Source organism: Neobacillus sp. 204 (assembly GCF_046562815.1).
Classification (GTDB): domain Bacteria; phylum Bacillota; class Bacilli; order Bacillales; family Cytobacillaceae; genus Neobacillus.
The window spans coordinates 176,557-196,008 of the sequence record NZ_JBJORY010000009.1; the positions used below are offsets into that span (position 1 = coordinate 176,557).

Here is a 19,452-nt window from a genome sequence, read left to right on the forward strand (position 1 = left end):
ATGAAAAAAGTTAACCTTCCTAATCTTTTGGAAGATTAACCTTTCCTACTATAATTCAAGTTCTTCTTTAGGTTTTTGCTCCTTTTTAGATCCTTGGGAACTATTTTGCTGGTTCCCTTGATCTTTTTTAGAGAACATTTGCTGAATTTTATCAATCGCCTGTGGAGCAAGCTCTAGTATTTTCTCGTATAAATGAGTACTTTCATCCAAATGCAACATTTTAACTCCATTAGAGTTGACAATTAAAAAAGCAATTGGGGTAATTGACACACCGCCCCCGCTACCACCGCCAAATGGGTGAGATGAACCTTGACTTTGACCCTGCCCCTGGCTTTGGCCTTGGCCTTGACTTTGAGACCCCTCAATTTTAAATTCACTACCGCCTGCGGCAAATCCAAAACCTACTTTCGAGACTGTTAAAATAACACTCCCATCAGGGGTTTCAACAGGGTCACCAATAATAGTATTTACATCAATCATTTCTTTAAGGCTTTCCATTGCAGTTGTCATCAAACCTTGAATTGGGTGGTCAGACACGGCTGTTTCCTCCTTTTCAAACGGAATTTGTTTTATCATTTGCAAAATTTGTTTTCTTTTTAAAGTGCGGCAGTCCGCCCTTCCAGAATTTAAACAGTTTTAATCCTGCAAGAATAGCATGCCCGATACGAAACTGAATAATACATGATAGTCTTGTTTGCATAACGGTAGCTTGAAAGTGTGGAGTAACTGTGATTTTCGGCATAACTTTAAGCTTAAAATAATGGCTGAGAAGCCCTATCAAGCTCCCTTTTAATGCCCAGATTGCCCCCGTGATCATGCCTGTGTGCGCCGCATCTCCTACTCCAATTAGCGTATCCCATTCTAAACTTTTAATCGTGACTTTTTGAAGAAAATTTCTAACAATCCGATGTAAGCCAAAGACATGATTCAGTAATTTCTTTGTATTTGAAAGATTGTTTTCTATATCTTTTGTTGTGATTTTATTGACATCACTATTGTTGGACTCTTCATTTGCTTCACCCATTTGTTTATTACTTTTAATAATTAGGCTCGGAGAATTATCATCCACTTTTATTAAAGGAACGTTAATTTTATACTTTATTAATCCAAACCAAATCTTGAAAACAATTTTTAAATCATCATTGTCATTATGATGATAGTAATTAATAAGAATGGTTAATTTCGTAAATAGAATGAGAATAAATAAGAGCAATAGAATGGACAAAACTAGGATTACCCAGAACAATTCAATCACAACCTCTCAGCGGGTAGTATTTGCTTTTCCCAAAAAAAATAAACCTACCAACAAATGTTGATAGGTTTATTTTCACCGTTCTATATGGATGACGGTTGTGTCTGTAAAGAGATCATGAAGACCTTGCTTCTTTGGCAAGAATGCAACAATGATATATCCTACAATTACAGTGGCCGAAATATACCGTCCGATCCATTCCCGAAAAAGAATTGATCCCCAGCTAAGTTGATTACTTTTTAAATCGACTACTTTCAATCCAAACACCATTTTTCCTAGCGTTTGATTTAGATATTTTGTCATCAGCACAAAATATACATAAAAGATGACTGCCGATGCGATTGAGAGTGGAGCAAAAATTGTCGATTCTGACAAAGGAATATCCAACAGTCTAAATACCGGTTTAATCAAAATCCTAACAATGCTTCCCACAACTACTAAATCAAGAAGGTAAGCCCAAAAGCGCATCCAGAAGCCTGCATATCGAACGGTATAATAATCGTTTCTGTCGTTCGAGTATTCTTGATACTCATTCGTTTCCATTGATACTCCCCCTATTCCGCATAAAGATACATGAGGCGCGGAGAGTTCGGTTTTGAAAGAACCTTCAATAATCCGGCCATCTCAATATTTTCACTCATTAATTTCTTTGCCTGCATAGTAAATAAGGATCCCAGCCCAAGAGAGTCCGAATACCGAACAACCTGCGCCCCTTTTAGTCTCTCTTGTTTTTTCATATGTTTTACAACATCGTCTAAGTAGCCAAAACCATCAATCAGCCGCAAATCCTTTGCTTGGCGGCCATCATAGACACGGCCATCAGCTATTTTTTTCACTTCTGCGATTGGAAGGTTACGGCCCGCTGAAATAACTTTGACAAACCCTTCATACGAATTATTGATCATCGACTGTAATATTTGCCGTTCCTCTTCTGTCATTTTTCTAGTTGGGCTCATAATGTCTTTATGCTTACCGCTTTTAATGGTCACAAAATCAACACCATATTTATCGGCAAGCCCTTTATAATTGATTCCTTCCATAATAACTCCGAGACTGCCTGTCATGGTCTCCGGACTAGCATAAATCTTTTTAGCCGCCGTTGAAATATAATACCCTCCTGATGCAGCCATGGAACCCATGGAAATATAGACAGGCTTTTTAGTTTCTTTTTGAATTTCCTTTATCTTATCGTGAATTTCTGCACTTTCAACTACTCCGCCACCGGGTGAGTTGACTTTAATAATAATTCCTTTAACCGAATCATCTTCCTTAATATAGTTTAACTTTTTCATAAAATCCTGATGGTTGTAACCAGCGCTTTGCAGGATAGAGCCTGTTTCTCCAGTATCCTGAATGACACCATTCACATCAAGAATCACTATTTTCTTTAATTCGTTTCCTTCATCGACAACTTCCTCTGTAAAAGGCTGTTCAACAGAAGCCATTAAATCGGTAAAATTTGTTTCCAATCCTTTAAATGCAAATGAGGATAAAAAATTAATTACCACAGAGATAAAAAATAACGCTGCTGCAATCCCAAGTGCGGCCCACCGTTTTCCATTCATATATGCGTCGATCCCCCTTTTAGTTTTTGTAAAGGCAATTTTCGCATAGATGTTGCTTTTCGTATAAGTTCATCAACCCGTATAACAATATGCTTCGTGGCATCTTTTCGTAAGAACTTTTGCGAAAATTGCCTAGAAACTTAAGTTATGATCCTTATAAAGCTCCAAAAGCAACAAAGTTTACGAAAAGAGCCTTTATAAAAAATGAATGTCCTTCTTTCATATTGTTTCAATAAAATGCTAAACTAATTTCAGACTAGCAGAATTTTACCAAAGAATATTTTCTGGATTGGAAATAAAGTTAAAATTATTCCATTATCTTGCAGGGGGTCCATAAAATGGGGAATCGGCGTAATATCTACTTTTATCACAAACGAGATACCAAAATGCTATCCGATGTAGCTCCGCTTGTAGACGTGGCAAATCGATATGGATTTACGATTGTTACTGATTACAGAAAAGCTAATATCATCGCAAGTGTTGGTGATGACGGAACGTTTCTTCAAGCAGTCAGGAAAACAGGCTTCCGGGATGACTGCCTTTACATGGGAATTTCAACCAAAGATAGCTTGAATATGTATTGTGATTTTCGAATTAATGATATTTCAAAAATGATTGACGTGATTGTTACTAATGAAAATTTAAAAGTTCGCCGTTATCCGTTAATCGAAGTAGACGTCGATGGCCAAGGTACGTTTACATGCTTAAACGAATTCAGTATTCGTTCTTCAATTATTAAGACTCTGGTTATAGATGTGTTTATAGACAAACTCCACTTAGAAACCTTCCGAGGGGATGGACTGATTGTGGCGACCCCAACAGGTAGTACTGCCTATAATAAATCGGTGAGTGGCTCAATTGTTGACCCACTTCTTCCTTGCATGCAAGTGAGTGAAGTAGCCTCTTTAAATACCAAAAATTACCGAACACTAGGTTCCTCCTTCATTGTTGGTAGTGAACGTTCGCTAACACTTAAAGTAGTATCCGAGGGTAACGACTACCCAACCATGGGCATGGATAATGAAGCATTAAGCATCCGTCACGTTGAAAAAATCACGATAAAAATGAGTGATAAAAGGTTAAAAACACTTAAACTTAAAGACAACTCCTTCTGGGAAAAAGTAAAAAGGACTTTCCTTTAAATAAGCCAAATATACAAAGAAAAACCTTATCCAAGACCGTGGATAAGGTTTTTCCATTATATACTCGTGCTCTTTTGTTTTCGAAAATGTAATCCTTGTGGAGACAATAGCTTTGTTTTTGACAGCGAATAAATCGTTAACGCCGACCAAATGAACAAAAAGGATAGGAGTTGTATTTTTGAAAAATGTTCATTGTAGACAAATACGCCTAATAGTAAGGTTAACGTCGGTGCAATATATTGCAGGAATCCTAATAATGATAGCGGAATTTTTTGTGCCCCTTTTGCAAAATAAAGGAGCGGCACTGCTGTTGCAACCCCTGCACCCATCAATAGCAGATCGGTTGGTACCCCAGCGTTCAAGAAAGCACTGGATCCATCAATAAATAGGAATCCCAGATAAATGACAGCAATTGGTGTAATCACCAGCGTTTCTAGGGTTAACCCAACTGCAGAATCCACATTGATTAGTTTTTTTGCTAAACCATATAGCCCAAAGGATAGGGCCAACGTAATCGCAATCCATGGAAACTGCCCATGGGAAATCGAAATAATTAATACCCCAATGGCAGCTAAGATGAATGATACGTATTGATAAACCGTTAATTTCTCTTTAAGAACAATCATTCCTAACAAAATACTAATTAATGGATTGATATAATAACCAAGGCTTGCTTCAATCATATGACCGCTGTTAACCGCCCAGATATAAATAAACCAGTTCAAACTGATTAATAGGGAAGCTATCGTCAGTGCGGACATTTGCTTTTTATTTTTAGCAAACCCTTTAATGGTCTGGAGAAAAAGTCCCCATTTTTTTGTTAGGAGAAGAATGAAGACCATAAAAATAAACGACCATAAAACACGGCTTGCTAAAATTTCTTTTGCATTCACATGATCTAAAAACTTCCAGTAGATCGGCAATAATCCCCACAGGAAATATGAAAAGCCTGCATGAATGACTCCTTTTTGCGTTTCTGTTTTTTCCATATTTGTCCTAGCCCCTATTCTTTCTAGTTTCGAAATAATTTCTATTATAACGCGAAACTTTGTAAATGGGGGAAAATTTTACTTCGAATAAAAATAAAATAAGCAGACGATTGATCGCCTGCTTACTCTCACAAGAGATATTATGCTTGTTTAGCTTCCTCGAATTCCTTTTTCCGAAGCTCAATTCGGCGGATTTTCCCTGAGGTCGTTTTGGGAAGCTCTGTTAAATACTCTATTTTCCTTGGATACTTATATGGTGCAGTGAGTGTTTTTACATGCTCCTGCAATTTTTTTGTTAATTCGGGGTCAGTAGAATCAATATCCTCTTGTAAAACAACAAATGCTTTGACAATAAAGCCGCGAATCTCATCAGGACTTGCCACAACTGCGCATTCCTTAACAAACGGATGTTTAACGAGGGCATCCTCCACTTCAAATGGTCCAATCGTATAACCGGAACTAATAATAATATCATCACCGCGGCCTTCAAACCAGAAATAGCCTTCTTCGTCCATTTTTGCTTTATCACCCGTTACATAATAATCACCACGGAATTGCATCGCTGTTCTTTCCGGATCTTTATAATAGTTTTTAAATAATGCTGGAGTTTCTACATGGACAGCGATATCTCCCACTTCACCGACTGCACAAACCTGGCCTTCTTCGTTAATTATTTCTACCCGGTTCCCTGGAGTCGGCTTGCCCATCGATCCAGATTTCAATTCCATTCCTTTAGTCACGCCTACAAGCAAGGTATTTTCTGTTTGTCCATAACCGTCACGGACATCGATATTAAAATGCTTTCTAAATGTATCAATCACTTCTCGATTTAAAGGTTCACCTGCAGAGACAGCACTATGAAGCTTTGGTAATTGATAATCAGCCAAGTTATCTACCTTCGCCATTAGTCGATATTCCGTCGGTGTACAACAAAGGACATTAACATCATATTTTTGGAGGAGGCTCAAATATTTTTTCGGTTCAAATTTTCCATTATAGACTAATCCTGTTCCACCTGAGCCAAGCACTGATAAGAAAGGACTCCAAATCCATTTTTGCCAGCCAGGACCGGCCGTTGCCCAAACCGTGTCACCGTCTTCAATACACAACCACTGGGGTGCAGCTGTTTTTAAATGTGCATAAGCCCAGCCATGTGTATGAACCACTCCTTTAGGATTTCCTGTTGTTCCAGACGTATAAGACAAAAAGGCCATATCGTCTCTAAGCGTATCTGCTCGTTCGAATGTTTCAGATGCGGCAGCCATCTCTTCGTCCAAGTTTATCCAGCCCTCTTCAGATCCGCCAATCGTAAATCTTTGCAACGGCTGGGATTCACTGATATTTTCAAATTGATCCACGTATGGATAATAACTAATGACACCTTTGACGTCACCGTGTGTTATTCGGTATTGCAAGTCTTTTTCCTTTAACATTTCCGAACTTGGAATGACGACTATGCCTGCTTTTAATGCAGCCAAATAAACGACATATGCCTCGATGAGACGCGGCACGATGACAAGCACTACGTCGCCCTTGTTTAAACCATTTTTAACGAACACATTTGCGGCTTGATTTACCTTCTTCATTAATTGCTCATATGTAACTTGCTTGGTTTCCCCCGCTTCATTTTCCCACTTTAATGCCACCCTGATCGGTTCTTTTGCAAAGCGCTCTACTTCAGAAACAAGATTATACTTTTCTGGTGCAATTAAATCTTCCCGCTTCATGCTTCTCCCCCTATATTTTGCATAATTATCCCTCAAAATTAATTATACAAAATTATTTAAAAATTTTAAATTATTATTTAAAAAGCGGAATCGCCCGTTTTGCGACGTATGGACTGGAGCAGTTCGACTGAGATAAAGGAAACACGGAGAGCGTAGCGATTCGATGTTGACTTATCGTAGGGAGAAGTGCGAAGTACACTAGTCGCAGGGCGATGGAGCTAGATTGCTGTCTAGGTACAAAACATAAAAAAAGAGAGCGGGGAAAACCCCACGCTCTCTGTAGCCATCTTATTAATTTTTTATTAACGAGAGAATCCGCCGCCTAATTGTGATTCAGCCATTGCTACTAAACGTTTTGTGATTTCACCACCAACAGATCCGTTAGCGCGTGAAGTAGTGTCAGCTCCAAGATTTACACCAAATTCATTAGCAATTTCATATTTCATTTGGTCAAGAGCTTGTTCAACACCAGGAACTAATAATTGATTTGAGTTGTTGTTGTTTGCCATGTGATATCACCTCCTTGTGAGTATAGAATGTGTAGAACTTAAAAGCTTCATTCTATATTACAATTGGTAATTGTTCACAAATTGTTCGAATTTTACCTTTTTAAAATAATTCACTAAATTCTATGCGTTGTTTATTATCCGGTTTGATAACAATGGTCTCTGTCTCTTGCACTGCTTCATGGATTAGTGGTTCAAAATCAAAAAAGCTCTCATACCGCTGCACCTTTTCCCTTTTTGGTTTCGTTTTTGGAGAAGCAGGAACAAAGATTGTACAGCAATCCTCAAAAGGCCTGTTTGAAATTTCAAGTGTATCAATTTCCTGAGCAATTTTTATAATATCCGTTTTGTCCATTGTAATTAATGGCCGCAAAATAGGTGTATTGCTCACCTCATTGATTGCAAACATACTCTCTAATGTCTGACTTGCAACCTGACCAAGACTCTCACCGGTAATTATCGCAAGACCATCATGTTTTTTCCGAATTTCATCAGTAATTCGCAGCATCATTCTTCTTGTAGATGTCATCGAATAATTTTCTGGTACTTGTTCGCGAATTGTTTGCTGAATATCTGTAAACGGTACAATGTGCAAAGTCATCGAACCATATATTTCTGCTAGTTTTTTTGAAAGGTCAATGACCTTTTCCTTTGACCTTTCACTCGTAAATGGCGGACTGAAGAAATGGACAGCTTCAACCTCTACTCCCCGTTTCATTGCCAAATAACCTGCAACAGGACTGTCAATCCCTCCTGAAAGCATGAGCATGCCTTTGCCGCTTGACCCAACCGGTAGTCCCCCCGCACCTTGGATGGTTTCACATGAAAGATAAATGGCTTCCTTTCTTACTTCAATCCGTAAATTAATATCTGGATGTTTGACATCCACCTTAATTCCTGGAATATTCTGTAGTAAATAGCCGCCAATGGTATGATTGATTCCATCCGTATCGAGTTCAAAGCCTTTATCCGATCTTTTAGGTGTAACTTTGAAGGTCTGTCCTTCCTTATATAGGGACCGAACCAATTCAAGTGAGGTCTGTTTTAATACCTCGATACTTCTTTCCACTTTTATAGCTGGACTAAAAGACTGTATTCCAAAAATATTCTTTAACTTGCCAATAACTTCTGCACCATTTTCACCATTTAATAAAACATACATCCGGTCACGGCTGGCTTCCACTTTAACGTTTGGAAATGGCGTGAGAGCAATTCTTACACTTTTCTTCAATTTCTCAACAAATTTATTGCGATTTCTACCCTTTGTTGAGATTTCACCGTAGCGTATTAGTATTCGTTCATATTCCATTTATTTCATTACCTTCCTTAATTGTTTTGCAGATTCTTTGAAAGCCTCTAAAGCCGTAATTGCCTCTTCCATCCGATTCTCAAATGAAAGGCTGATTCTGATCGCACTTTCAGCTAATGTTTCTGGGACTCCCATTTCCAGGAGCGTCTTACTTGGCGATTTCTTTTTGGAGGAACAAGCACTAGTTGTCGAAACAAAGATGCCTTTCTGCTCAAGTGAGTGGATGAACACTTCGGATTTTATTCCAGTTAGTGAAAAATTTAAAATATGCGGTGCAGCCTTTTCATTTGGAGTATGAAGTTGAACACCATCTATTTCTGTTAATCCCTTCCTAAGCACGCTCTGGATTTTCTGCATTCCCTCTAACCCTGCTTCAGCTTTCGTGAAGGTCATCCTCAGTGCCTTGGCCATCGCAACCGCACCTGCGACATTTTCAGTACCACTTCGGAGCTTCCTTTCTTGATTTCCACCAGAAAATAATGGAGCAAGTCTTGCACCTTCACGGATAAAGAGGGCTCCCGTACCTTTTAAGCCATGAAATTTATGGGCGGAAATCGAACAAAAATCCACTCTGTTTTCATACAACGAAAGGGGAATTTTACCAACACTTTGTATGGCATCGACATGAAATAAAATCGTAGGATATTTTTTTAATAGGGCACCGATTTCTGTAATGGGCTGAACCGTCCCCACTTCATTATTCACATGCATAATTGAAATTAAAATGGTATCTTTTCTTATCTCTTTTTCAAGATTTGCCACACTGATTCTGCCAAATTCGTCAACAGGCAGGTAGGTTATCTCAAAGCCTTCTTGTTCAAGTTGTTCCATTGCTGTTCTAACTGATGGATGCTCAACACTTGTTGTAATCAAGTGGCGTCCTTTATTTTTATGCAATAAAGCAGACCCTTTTATCGCTAAATTATTACCTTCAGTGCCCCCGGAGGTAAAATAAATCTCGGCGGGCTTCACTTTAAGGAACGTGCTCACTTGTTCCCGCGCCTGGGATAGCAGCTTTTCAGCTTGTGCCCCCATGCTATGCAGGGAGGATGGGTTTCCATAATATTCACTGGACACCGTTACGAAAGAATCCAAAACTTCTTTAAACGGTTTTGTCGTTGCACTATTATCAAAATAAATCATGTTTTCTCCTCCGAACTTCCGAACCATAACACTTACAAAAATAAATCTTATCATAAAGATAATAAAAGGAAAAACAAAAAACCGATTCAGCTCAAAAGATGACTGATCGGTTTTTAATTTTTTGAACTCAGATAACTGTCTAGCTCCAGCGCCCAGCGGCTAACCGGGCGCTTCGCTTTTATTATTTAGCTACAAATGAAGATTTTATTTTTTTCAAAGCTTCTGGATCAATCACATCTAGTGTTGCTGCTGCTTGTTCTAGAGCCTCTTGATAGTCGTAGTGTCTAAATGCAATTTCTGCTTCCATTAAGCCTTTAGCCACAGATGGATATTGACTTTTGTAACGATTTCCGTATTGAATGGCTTTTTCGGCCAGCATAACATTTTCTAAAAGTTCTATCGTTGAATTAGTAAGTTTTTCCACCGTCAAAACAGCGATTTCTAAATACTGATTTAGGGCCGAAATGTTTAGCGGCTTTTCTTCGAGTTGGTATTTCACATTTTGAATACTTTCATTTGTATCCTCAAACAAATACTTATAATCCTCTGGTAAGCCAGGGACGTTGCTCTTCGTCACAAGACGAACGGTCTCTCCAACCTTTTTCGTAAGTTCTTTAAGCTTTTCTCTTGCTTCAAGTTCATCTTTCCTAAGCGCTTGGAGTTTTAAAGCAAAATCTTGCTGACCCTCACGTATTATATCGAGTTGTTCTTTAATTTGAGCTAACTCATCACTAATGACAGATTGTGCCGTTTCGTTCATTTTTACTTTTTCCATTAGTATTTCAAAATGTTTATACACATTGGAAAGTTCCTTTTCCAGTTGCCGCTGTGTTTCAAAGTCACTTTCAGACAACTGATAGCTTTCTTGAACATGAAACACTTCACTTGATAGATGACTATTTTCCTCAAGAGCAGAAGCGAAAAGGTCACTAGCAATTTGTTCATTTTTTAAGACAAAATGCTTGGCATGAACTTCTTTTTCCAATAAATCAAAGAGAATATCAATCCGATCCTTTACTTCTTTTATTCCTTCGACTGCTTCGTCAATCTTCGTTACTTCAATCAGTACTAAATTCTCAGACAGCTTCTCTTCTAAGCGTTTTAGTTCTTGTTCCACATTAATATGTTCTAAATAATATTCTTGGCTAGACATTTCACGAAACCCTTCAAGGATATCAGAAAGCTGATTCGGAAGGAGCGATTGACATTCAATTAATAACTGCGGGATTAAGTCCATATCTTTCTTAATTGTTCCAAGCTGGCTGTGAATGGACAAAACTACTTCTCGGGCTTCAAGATAATTACCGTGTTCAGTTTTTTCATCAAATTCCTGAAATTTCTGTGATACACCATTAAGTTGTTCCTCTAAAGACTTTTCTGAACTGCCAAAACTGTGCCGGTGGGCAAGGAGCATTTTTTTGGATTCCCTATACCGCTCTTTTAATTCCTCAATTTCAACTCGGTTTTTTTCCTCACTGCCAACCAATTCATGTAACTCTTCTAAAATACTTTTTATCTGATCCTCAGTAGCTTGTAACTTCTCAGCAATCGCTACCTGGACACCTTTGGCTTTATTAAAGCGGTACCGATCTATGTACTCTTCTGCATCAAAAAGCATTTCCTCTAAATCAGGTAGTTGAACCGTAACCACTTCGTCCCACTGATTTCGCCAACGCTCGAAAAGCTCTTCTGTTTGACCTGTCATATTGAGCAGCTTAACCTTTGACATTTCATCCAGTACTGGACGATTCATTAAATCGATTTTCCATGCTTCCAATCGATCCATTTCCTTAAAGTACTTTTTCTTTATTAAATACCCTACTACAAATAAGGCTAGTATTAGGATAAAAAATCCAATGAAATATTCCACAAGTAAGCCCCCTATTTCCAAAAACATTCTATCAAAATGCAGATATCGTCCATCTATTTTAAATAAATCTCTTAATGTTCTGTTCAATGCTATTATGATACCATGTAAACGACATTTTTTGACTATTAATTTCATTTTTTTTGTAAAATAAATGAAAACACATCGAAGGGCGCAATAAGTTCTAAAACAGTGGCGTTGTTAATTTTGTAAAATAGGAAAGTGGTGAATTGGAGAAAATCACCTCCACCTACAAACAAAAAAAATAGCGATTGCCGCTATTTTACTATTGCACCCATTTTTATTGGTACACCCGAACATAAAGTTTTATCGATCCACAAATTAATATCCTTTAAATATTTCTGCTCGAAAAATGGTTCATTAGGAAAGACGTACAAAACTTCCCTCATATAGTGTGTATTCATAAATGGCATCATTAGTAATCCTTTTAACTGTATAATTAAATAGGGAATCGAATGGGGGCGAAATTCATTCCATTCAAAACCTCTTTCAAATATTAATTGAAAATAGTATTTTTCTTTAAGTAAGTATGTTGACATGATCTCTCTTACTATTTGCGAGTCCATCGACATTTCACGGTAGACCAGACTTGCCAATTTACTATTTTCACATTGATAGTGTAATAAATCCGCGACAATTCTTTTTAAACATTCCTTTGCTCCCTTTTCAATGGATGCATAGGCTTCTTCCATTTTACTAATATACTGTTCAAAAAAATGCGTAAAGCAATATTCTAATAGACCTGGTTTGTTTTCGAAATGGTAGGCAATTGTTGCGGTATTTACGTTTGCCAGACGGGCGATATCCCTTATCGACGTTCCCGTGTATCCATTGGACTTAAACAATGTAATAGCAGCCTTAACAATCGCTTCTTTAGCATTTTTCTTCATATATTGTCCCCTTTCTGGAATAACCTAAAATCCCCTTACATATATGATTCTTTGTTCCAGGACAGATTCCTTTATGAAAATATCGACAAAGTCTGCTTATATTCTTGTAAATTTGATAAAATACATATATAAAATTGTTGAAATAAAGGGGAAATATCATGTTTAACGTCGAAATGTATACAGGAAGCCGCGAAGAAAATTATAACCTTGTCATAAAGCAGTTGCATGCTCTCATTCATGATGAAAACAATCAGATTGCCAATCTCAGCAATGCAAGCGCCCTGCTGAACCAATTTCTTGACCGTACTAATTGGGTTGGATTTTATTTAATGGATTCGAATCAACAACTTGTATTGGGTCCATTCCAAGGGCTTCCTGCATGTGTCCGTATTCCGGTTGGCAAAGGTGTGTGTGGAACATCTGCCTTAAAAAAAGAAACACTTCTTGTTGCTGATGTCCATCAATTCCCAGGTCATATTGCCTGTGATGCAGCTTCCCAATCAGAAATTGTTATTCCACTGATAAAAGATGGGAATCTTATTGGAGTTCTTGATATTGATTCCCCTGAAAAGAACCGTTTTGATAAGTTAGACCAACAAAAACTAGAAGAGTTTGTCGCTGTTTTGGTTGAACATATTTAAAATAGAAGAGCACAGAGGAACTTTTCCTCTGTGCTCTTCTATTTTAAATTCTATCCAGTGCCTGTTCGAGGTCTTCTTGGATATCCTCCCATGCTTCTAGTCCAACAGATAGGCGCAGCAAGGTATGATCAATCCCCATTTTTCTCCGTTCTTCCTCTGGGACAACGGCATGGGTCATCGTGGCAGGATGTTGTATTAATGTCTCAGCATCACCGAGACTAACGGCAATTTTTATTAATTGTAATTGATTCATAAACTGTTGTGCTGTTTCCTTTGTTCCTTTAATCGTAAAAGAAATAAGTCCACCGGGTCGTTTCATTTGTTTTTTAGCAATCGAATGATCTTGGTGTTCCGGATCACCTGGAAAATAAACCCTTTCAATCTTCGGATAGCGTTTCATAAACTCATACAGTTTAATGGCATTTTCACTATGACGTTCCATGCGTACTGGCAGTGTTTTTATTCCTCTTAATAGTAGCCAGGCATCAAAAGGAGAGATGATCCCACCGATATCTTTTTGGGTTGTCCTTGATACCTGTCTAATAAAGTCTTTCTTCCCAATAACAAGCCCAGCAATGACATCCCCATGTCCGCAGATATATTTTGTTGCACTATGAATGACAACATCGCACCCAAGGGTAAGTGGGGTTTGAATATATGGTGAACAAAAAGTATTATCAACAACAACGGGAATCCCTTTATTATTAGCCACCTCCGCCACCATTTCCAAATCTACCAGCTTCATTGTCGGGTTTATCGGCGTTTCAATATAGATGCAAGCGGTGTTTGGACGAATTTCTTGTCCTAATGCTTCCGCCGATTCCATTAAAGAAAAGTCGTGTTCGATTCCATATTTCTCTTTTAATAACTCTAACAACCCAAATGTACAACCATAAACTCCTTTTGAACAAAGGATATGATCACCTGTTTTTGTGAGGGCAACTAACACAGCACTGACGGCCGCCATTCCTGACGAAAATGCTAAACCCGCTTCACCTTGTTCGAGTACAGCGATCCGTTCTTCCAAAATTTTCACCGTTGGATTTCCTAATCGTGAATAAATAAACCCCTCCTCCTGACCAGCAAACCTGCTTTCCCCTTGTTCCGCACTTGCAAAAGTAAAGGTGGATGTTTGATATAAAGGGGGAACTAAACTGTCCTGATGTTCATTCGGCCGGTAGCTTGAATGAATGACTTCCGTTTCAAACCGTAATTTCTTTTTCCCCATTCTGGACTCCTCCTTGTTGAAAACGTTTTCATTTACTAATATATATTATGTCGGTTAGATAAATCTCGTTAGGGCACTCAAAAATGAGTGCCCTCCCTTAGCTAACCTTTATATTCTGTTCTTGAATGACGACCTTGTTCTTTCCAGACTCTTTTGCAATATACAGCGCTTCATCCGCTCGTTTAAATAGGAAGTTGTACGCATCGATTCGTTCCTTATTCCAATAAGAAACACCACATGAAACCGTTATATGAGGATCAGAGGTTTCAGATACCTTTTTCACTAATCTTTCAGCGACAACTACGCCTTTGTCTAATGGGACACCCGGAAGATAAAGAGCCAGCTCTTCTCCACCCCAGCGGGCACCGATATCTTCTTCACGGATATTTCTTTTTATTAGGTTTGCAACCTGGACAAGGACTTTATCTCCAACCTGATGACCATATGTATCATTAATTTCTTTAAAATTATCAATATCAAGAAGGATAAAGGTACCTTCTTCGGACTCCTTCATTGACCGCTGGATTTTTTCATCCAAAAATTTTCGAGAATGGAGTTTAGTAAGATGATCGGTAATAATCATCTGCTCTAACTCTTCTCTCAGCATAGAATTTGTAAGTGCAAGTGATGAATGATGGATAAGTGACTGAAGGAGTTTAAATGTATCAAAGGAAAAGAAAAAAGGCTTTTGATGCATCACAATGGAAAAACCTTGTAATTTTTCGCTTTGAATCATTGGAATCGCAAGGATTGAATGAAATCTAGGATTTTTTATGTTATGGAGGTTGCAATCTCCGATAAACAAAGGGTTTTTCTCTAATTCGATTTTTCCCTTTAAATAATCGATATAAATTTTGGCTTGTTGCGTGTAAAAGTAGGGTGTTGAGCCTGGGAGTATTTTTACTTCTGTCTGTTCGTTGGTGAATAAGAAAAAACCAACTTCTTGTGCATTGATGGAAGAAATGATTCGCTCTGACATATACGTCATTGTATCAATTAAGCGCAGGTTGGAATTTAAACAGTGAGAAGTTTCGTTGATTAATTGTAAATTAGAAATTTCTTGCCTTGACTGTTGGTAGTGATAGGCATTCTCCAAGGAACTTCCCGCAGCTCCTGCTAATACTCTAAGAAACTCTATCTCATATTCAGGAAATTCGGTCGAATAGGATGCTACTACCTGCAATACGCCATGAGTACACTGTTTCCCTTTTAAGGGTGCATAAATAATGGCATGTTCAGCAGAAACAGAATATTCAAATTGTATCTCACCAGATGTAAAAGCTTTAATGGCTGCAATATTTTCACTATCATATTCAAGTTCAATAATTGGAAGATCATTGTGGTGGTATGTTTCCTGTGAAAGCAATAAGGAAAATGAGAAGTCAGGATATAATTCCTTTAATGTTATACATAATTCTCCCAAAAGAATCTCTACATCCAGGGACGAATGAAGTGTTTCTGTAATCTGTACTAGTTGCTTATATCTTTTAATTTGCCATTGTAAATCACATTCGAGAATATCCATTAGGTTTCACCCGATCTAATTCCAGATATATACATAGTACCCTAATTATAGTTAATTTTCAGATACTTTGGCGATATTTATTTGTATAAATTATTAAATTTATGAAATAATCTTTCCGACAAAAAATTCACTTGTCTCCACTTCTTAAAAATATACTTGACTTTAAAGGAATAAAAATTATATAATACTCTTTGTGTAAAATATTGCAGCCTATTGTGTTCACTTTGAATAGTCTCATTTTATTCCTCATTAAGGTATAGTCCCTTTAAATGATGGTGTATCTTGTAACCCTTAGCTGCTAGGGCGAAGGTGCATGAAAATAAAATGGCGTCAAAGAGTCTCATAACGGTTTTTATTTTACCAAAATAAAAACACGAAGGAGGAGTCATTCATGGCTCGTTATACTGGCTCAAGCTGGAAAATTTCCCGTCGTCTTGGAATCTCTCTAAGCGGCACAGGTAAAGAATTAGAAAAGCGTCCTTACGCTCCTGGACAACATGGTCCAAACCAACGCAAAAAGCTTTCTGAATACGGATTACAATTACAAGAGAAGCAAAAGCTTCGTCACATGTATGGAGTAACTGAGCGTCAATTCCGTAATCTTTTTGATAAAGCTGGCAAATTAAGCGGCGTACACGGTGAAAACTTCATGGTTCTTCTTGAATCACGTCTTGATAACGTAGTTTACCGTTTAGGTCTAGCTCGCACTCGTCGTGCAGCACGTCAATTAGTTAACCATGGCCACATTTTAGTTAACGGTTCACGCGTTGATATCCCATCTTTCCGCGTAACTGCTGGTCAAACAATCGGCGTTCGTGAAAAATCACGTAACCTTGATGTTGTTAAAGAAGCAATCGAAGTAAATAACTTTGTTCCTGATTATTTAACTTTTGATGCTGACAAATTAGAAGGTACTTTCACTCGTTTACCTGAGCGTTCTGAATTACCTGCTGAAATTAACGAAACTCTTATCGTCGAGTTCTACTCACGTTAATTGATTTGCTTATTAAATAGCAATCACAAAAACCCTAGAAACTGCGTTATATCAACGCTTCTAGGGTTTTTTTATTTTCACTCTACTTAGTAGAATCTTGTATTCTCCCCCAAATGTTTCCGCATTTCACATGTGTCGAAAACTGGTCACTACTTCCATTAACCAGAAAAGGGTTAGAAAAACGGTAGTGGATAATAAGGTTTTCCTTCAGCTCAACCTCTATTTAGAAAAACAGGGTCAACATAAAAAAAACCTGAACACAATGATTCTTGCATTCAGGGTTCGGACTTTTCGCAGCTCCACATTCTAAGACTGTATCGTTAAACTTTGAGTTTTGTAAACTTCAAGCTCACTAATTTTATGTTTAATCCGTTCCAAACAAATCTGGGTGGTTGTTTCTTTGTTATAGGATGCCGCATCTACACTGGTTATCGATTCTGTGATGATATACCCATTGGGCAGCTGGACCGCAACCATAGTGCATCTTCCAAAAGCCTCAACAACTTTAACATGAGATTTTTCGATCATTTCATTGATATCCGCTGGTACGCTATGATTTATCATTAGTGCCTTTGCTCGTTGTTTTGCAATAAAGGAATCATCGGATGATGGTTCAAATGCCATTTCAAAGGCTTGCATTGTTGTTTCAAAGACCTCATCATCGATCATATTCCTAACCTTCACTATCCCATTCGCTGTGATTTCCAACAATTCCATTACACTATCTGGCGACCCTTTCACTCGGTATATCTTCATGCTCTTCCCTCCACCATGCCTTTTTAAATAAGCTTCCGTTAAACTAGTCTATTCAGCATGTAGAAAAGCAGTGAAACTTGAGAATAAATTTCAACCGTTCATACGAAAAAAGCCAGGCCACATCGCAAGAAGACCTGACACTAACTAGGAATCACAGCTCTTTTTTAAATACAATCATATCTAAAGCTCTTGCCTAGCATTTTGGGGGAGGTTTTTAATTCATCCAGTCCAAAACCCCTTTATACTAAGGTTTCTGTTACCGTTGAGCATTCCTCACGTTAATAAGAAAAGCCCTCAATCACATTTGGCTGAGGGCTTTTTCTTATAATTTATTTTCTATTGACCCATTGAATCGATTTCCGATATAAAATCGCAAGTATGATATAGATGACTACTACGATCGCGGCAGTTGCAAGTCTTTCTTGTAAAACCCCGTCTGCAAATAACACAGGACCAAGTCCGAAAAATGTAACAAGTGCAATGAAGATAATAAATACAGTGTGTAAGAGAAACTTCAATACATTCACCCCCACATTCGTTCCTTTATTATTAGACGGAATAAAGTATTCGGTTGTTACCAGGATATCGTTATAGCACAAAAAAGGGCTTTGATCTCCAAAGCCCTTCCGCCATTAGTATTGGATTAATGTGTACTTCTTTTTACCTCTTCTAATAATCGTAAACTGTCCTTCAATCCGATCCGATTCCGTTAATACGTATGAGGTATCCGTAATTTTTTCCCCATTAACAGTAACCGCTCCATTAGCAATGTCTTCACGCGCTTGACGCTTGGATGGGGATATTTTCGCAGCAACCAAAAGATCGACCAGATTCTCCTCATTTTGTGAAGCATAAGCTGGCACATCTTTAAAGCCCTGTTCGATTTCCGCTGCTGAAAGACTTCTTACATCTCCGCTAAATAAGGCTTGAGAAATTTTGATTGCCTGTTGTAAGGAATTTTCTCCGTGAATCAAACGCGTTAATTCTTCTGCTAATACCTTTTGGGCCTTACGAAGATGTGGCTCTTCCTGAACTGCTTTTTCTAATTGCTCGATTTCCTCGTGTGATAGGAAGGTGAAAATCTTTAAGTACTTAACGACATCGGCATCAGCGGTATTAATCCAGAACTGGTAGAATTCATACGGCGTTGTTTTTTCAGGATCTAACCAAACTGCACCACTTTCCGTTTTCCCAAACTTCGTACCGTCCGCTTTTGTAACAAGTGGAATTGTTAAACCATATGCCTTCGAGCCTTCTGGCTGAACTTTACGGATTAATTCCAACCCCGAAGTTATATTCCCCCACTGATCACTTCCGCCAATCTGCAATTTACAATTGTGATGTTCATATAAATGAAGGAAATCCATCGCTTGTAAAATGGTGTAGGTGAATTCAGTGAATGAAATACCGGTCTCAAGCCTTGATGCAATCGTATCCTTTGCAAGCATGTAGTTGACACCGATATGTTTACCAATATCACGCAAGAAGGTAACAACATCCATTGACCCTGCCCAATCATAGTTATTAACCATGATTGCCCCATTTTCTCCTTCAAATTCGAAAATAGATTCCAGCTGTTTCTTGATTCCAGCTACATTATCTTGAACGGTTTCAAGTGTTAACAGCTTTCGCTCTTCGCTTTTTCCACTTGGATCGCCAATTAAGCCTGTTGCTCCACCAACGAGGACAATCGGACGATGTCCATGCTGTTGAAATCGTCTTAATGTTAAAAATGGCAATAAATGACCGATATGCATACTATCTGCAGTTGGGTCGACACCGCAATATAAAGAAATTGGCTCCTTACTTAATGTATCCTTCAAACCTTCTTCATCGGTTTGCTGGTAAATGATACCTCTCCAAGCTAAATCCTGTAATAAATCCATTCCGATTTCCC

19 protein-coding genes are annotated in these 19,452 nt (G+C 38.1%); 3 read left to right on the plus strand and 16 right to left on the minus strand.

Annotated elements, in window-relative coordinates:
• Positions 1-48: 48 nt before the first annotated feature.
• The 4 genes from ytfJ to sppA form a co-directional block, all read right to left on the minus strand.
• Positions 49-537: a GerW family sporulation protein gene (ytfJ, locus tag ACJ004_RS19510; protein ID WP_410894906.1), complete on the minus strand. Its 489-nt coding sequence runs from the start codon at positions 535-537 to the stop codon at positions 49-51.
• A gap of 16 nt (positions 538-553) precedes the next feature.
• Entirely contained in the window at positions 554-1,255 is a 702-nt protein-coding gene (locus ACJ004_RS19515) for a DUF2953 domain-containing protein (RefSeq protein ID WP_410894802.1), read from the minus strand.
• Between the two features lie 72 nt (positions 1,256-1,327).
• A complete protein-coding gene (locus tag ACJ004_RS19520; RefSeq protein ID WP_410894803.1) occupies positions 1,328-1,795 on the minus strand; it encodes an RDD family protein in 468 nt (155 codons plus the stop codon).
• Between the two features lie 11 nt (positions 1,796-1,806).
• Entirely contained in the window at positions 1,807-2,817 is a 1,011-nt protein-coding gene (gene sppA, locus ACJ004_RS19525; protein ID WP_410894804.1) for a signal peptide peptidase SppA, read from the minus strand.
• Between the two features lie 338 nt (positions 2,818-3,155).
• Here sppA and ACJ004_RS19530 point away from each other — a divergent pair, with 338 nt between their 5' ends.
• Positions 3,156-3,959 (plus strand): NAD kinase, encoded by an 804-nt coding sequence (locus tag ACJ004_RS19530; protein WP_410894805.1) that lies wholly within the window; start codon positions 3,156-3,158, stop codon positions 3,957-3,959.
• Positions 3,960-4,015: 56 nt separating this feature from the next.
• Here the strand turns inward: ACJ004_RS19530 and rarD are convergent, their stop codons facing one another.
• The 7 genes from rarD to refZ all read right to left on the minus strand — a co-directional run bounded on the left by rarD (position 4,016) and on the right by refZ (position 12,411).
• On the minus strand, positions 4,016-4,948 hold the full coding sequence (rarD, locus tag ACJ004_RS19535) for an EamA family transporter RarD (protein WP_410894806.1): 933 nt from the start codon (positions 4,946-4,948) through the stop codon (positions 4,016-4,018).
• A 140-nt stretch (positions 4,949-5,088) separates the two neighbouring features.
• On the minus strand, positions 5,089-6,675 hold the full coding sequence (mbcS, locus tag ACJ004_RS19540) for an acyl-CoA synthetase MbcS (protein ID WP_410894807.1): 1,587 nt from the start codon (positions 6,673-6,675) through the stop codon (positions 5,089-5,091).
• A gap of 302 nt (positions 6,676-6,977) precedes the next feature.
• Entirely contained in the window at positions 6,978-7,184 is a 207-nt protein-coding gene (locus ACJ004_RS19545) for an alpha/beta-type small acid-soluble spore protein (protein WP_410894808.1), read from the minus strand.
• A 100-nt stretch (positions 7,185-7,284) separates the two neighbouring features.
• Entirely contained in the window at positions 7,285-8,490 is a 1,206-nt protein-coding gene (gene thiI / locus ACJ004_RS19550) for a tRNA uracil 4-sulfurtransferase ThiI (RefSeq protein WP_410894809.1), read from the minus strand.
• The gene (locus tag ACJ004_RS19555; RefSeq protein ID WP_410894810.1) at positions 8,491-9,633 is read right to left on the minus strand and encodes a cysteine desulfurase family protein; all 1,143 of its coding nucleotides are present in this window, start codon (positions 9,631-9,633) and stop codon (positions 8,491-8,493) included.
• 181 nt (positions 9,634-9,814) lie between these two features.
• Entirely contained in the window at positions 9,815-11,503 is a 1,689-nt protein-coding gene (gene ezrA, locus ACJ004_RS19560; protein ID WP_410894811.1) for a septation ring formation regulator EzrA, read from the minus strand.
• Between the two features lie 275 nt (positions 11,504-11,778).
• The gene (gene refZ / locus ACJ004_RS19565; protein WP_410894812.1) at positions 11,779-12,411 is read right to left on the minus strand and encodes a forespore capture DNA-binding protein RefZ; all 633 of its coding nucleotides are present in this window, start codon (positions 12,409-12,411) and stop codon (positions 11,779-11,781) included.
• A 158-nt stretch (positions 12,412-12,569) separates the two neighbouring features.
• On the opposite strand from refZ, the gene ACJ004_RS19570 reads away from it, so the two are divergent.
• Positions 12,570-13,052 carry a GAF domain-containing protein gene (locus ACJ004_RS19570; RefSeq protein WP_410894813.1) on the plus strand — a complete coding sequence of 161 codons (483 nt, stop codon included), beginning with the start codon at positions 12,570-12,572 and terminating at the stop codon, positions 13,050-13,052.
• Positions 13,053-13,095: 43 nt separating this feature from the next.
• Here ACJ004_RS19570 and megL read toward each other — a convergent pair whose 3' ends face one another.
• Together megL and ACJ004_RS19580 are read right to left on the minus strand one after the other, a co-directional pair.
• Complete coding sequence (gene megL, locus ACJ004_RS19575) at positions 13,096-14,280, minus strand: methionine gamma-lyase (RefSeq protein WP_410894814.1); 1,185 nt, start codon at positions 14,278-14,280, stop codon at positions 13,096-13,098.
• 97 nt (positions 14,281-14,377) lie between these two features.
• On the minus strand, positions 14,378-15,805 hold the full coding sequence (locus ACJ004_RS19580) for a sensor domain-containing diguanylate cyclase (protein ID WP_410894815.1): 1,428 nt from the start codon (positions 15,803-15,805) through the stop codon (positions 14,378-14,380).
• A gap of 391 nt (positions 15,806-16,196) precedes the next feature.
• Between ACJ004_RS19580 and rpsD the strand changes: the two genes are divergently transcribed.
• Positions 16,197-16,799 carry a 30S ribosomal protein S4 gene (rpsD, locus tag ACJ004_RS19585; protein WP_410894816.1) on the plus strand — a complete coding sequence of 201 codons (603 nt, stop codon included), beginning with the start codon at positions 16,197-16,199 and terminating at the stop codon, positions 16,797-16,799.
• A gap of 306 nt (positions 16,800-17,105) precedes the next feature.
• Here rpsD and ACJ004_RS19590 read toward each other — a convergent pair whose 3' ends face one another.
• From ACJ004_RS19590 to tyrS, 3 genes are all read right to left on the minus strand, one after another.
• Complete coding sequence (locus ACJ004_RS19590; RefSeq protein ID WP_410894817.1) at positions 17,106-17,555, minus strand: Gp49 family protein; 450 nt, start codon at positions 17,553-17,555, stop codon at positions 17,106-17,108.
• A 329-nt stretch (positions 17,556-17,884) separates the two neighbouring features.
• A complete protein-coding gene (locus ACJ004_RS19595; RefSeq protein WP_410894818.1) occupies positions 17,885-18,073 on the minus strand; it encodes a DUF6954 family protein in 189 nt (62 codons plus the stop codon).
• A 114-nt stretch (positions 18,074-18,187) separates the two neighbouring features.
• A complete protein-coding gene (gene tyrS / locus ACJ004_RS19600; protein ID WP_410894819.1) occupies positions 18,188-19,441 on the minus strand; it encodes a tyrosine--tRNA ligase in 1,254 nt (417 codons plus the stop codon).
• Positions 19,442-19,452 lie beyond the last annotated feature (11 nt).

What these genes read in the sequence shown, in the direction of transcription:
- ACJ004_RS19520 (WP_410894803.1), bottom strand. Translation starts at nt 1,795, where the DNA reads ATGGAAACGAATGAGTATCAAGAATACTCGAACGACAGAAACGATTAT.
- ACJ004_RS19530 (WP_410894805.1), top strand. Translation starts at nt 3,156, where the DNA reads ATGGGGAATCGGCGTAATATCTACTTTTATCACAAACGAGATACCAAA.
- ACJ004_RS19570 (WP_410894813.1), top strand. Translation starts at nt 12,570, where the DNA reads ATGTTTAACGTCGAAATGTATACAGGAAGCCGCGAAGAAAATTATAAC.
- mbcS (WP_410894807.1), bottom strand. Translation starts at nt 6,675, where the DNA reads ATGAAGCGGGAAGATTTAATTGCACCAGAAAAGTATAATCTTGTTTCT.
- tyrS (WP_410894819.1), bottom strand. Translation starts at nt 19,441, where the DNA reads ATGGATTTATTACAGGATTTAGCTTGGAGAGGTATCATTTACCAGCAA.
- megL (WP_410894814.1), bottom strand. Translation starts at nt 14,280, where the DNA reads ATGGGGAAAAAGAAATTACGGTTTGAAACGGAAGTCATTCATTCAAGC.
- sppA (WP_410894804.1), bottom strand. Translation starts at nt 2,817, where the DNA reads ATGAATGGAAAACGGTGGGCCGCACTTGGGATTGCAGCAGCGTTATTT.
- thiI (WP_410894809.1), bottom strand. Translation starts at nt 8,490, where the DNA reads ATGGAATATGAACGAATACTAATACGCTACGGTGAAATCTCAACAAAG.
- ACJ004_RS19545 (WP_410894808.1), bottom strand. Translation starts at nt 7,184, where the DNA reads ATGGCAAACAACAACAACTCAAATCAATTATTAGTTCCTGGTGTTGAA.
- ACJ004_RS19580 (WP_410894815.1), bottom strand. Translation starts at nt 15,805, where the DNA reads ATGGATATTCTCGAATGTGATTTACAATGGCAAATTAAAAGATATAAG.
- ACJ004_RS19555 (WP_410894810.1), bottom strand. Translation starts at nt 9,633, where the DNA reads ATGATTTATTTTGATAATAGTGCAACGACAAAACCGTTTAAAGAAGTT.
- refZ (WP_410894812.1), bottom strand. Translation starts at nt 12,411, where the DNA reads ATGAAGAAAAATGCTAAAGAAGCGATTGTTAAGGCTGCTATTACATTG.
- ACJ004_RS19590 (WP_410894817.1), bottom strand. Translation starts at nt 17,555, where the DNA reads ATGAAGATATACCGAGTGAAAGGGTCGCCAGATAGTGTAATGGAATTG.
- rpsD (WP_410894816.1), top strand. Translation starts at nt 16,197, where the DNA reads ATGGCTCGTTATACTGGCTCAAGCTGGAAAATTTCCCGTCGTCTTGGA.
- rarD (WP_410894806.1), bottom strand. Translation starts at nt 4,948, where the DNA reads ATGGAAAAAACAGAAACGCAAAAAGGAGTCATTCATGCAGGCTTTTCA.